Here is a 259-nt window from a genome sequence, read left to right as displayed (position 1 = left end):
AGCATATGCTGGTGGTCAGTGCTATGGGGGCCAATGCCCACTCGCCGTTTTTCTATAACCGCGTCAAAGGGGAGATGGAAGAAGCATTAATTGCCCAGAACTGGCAGAAATTGACCATTGCTCGCCCGTCGATGTTACTGGGCGATCGTAGCAAACAGCGGATGAACGAAACGCTTTTTGCGCCGCTGTTCCGTTTGTTACCAGGTAACTGGAAATCCATTGATGCGAGAGACGTGGCGCGGGTCATGCTGGCAGAGGC

General features: G+C 53.3%; 1 pseudogene. It reads left to right on the top strand.

Features of this window, described 5'->3' with window-relative positions:
• Positions 1-259: pseudogene (locus R2R70_RS21265) on the top strand (oxidoreductase); the annotation flags it as partial.

This window comes from Cobetia sp. SIMBA_158, assembly GCF_046566945.1.
In the GTDB taxonomy this organism is placed as follows: Bacteria; Pseudomonadota; Gammaproteobacteria; order Pseudomonadales; family Halomonadaceae; genus Cobetia; species Cobetia amphilecti.
The sequence above is the reverse complement of the archived record's forward strand: the minus strand, read 5'-3'. Positions and strand labels throughout refer to the sequence as shown.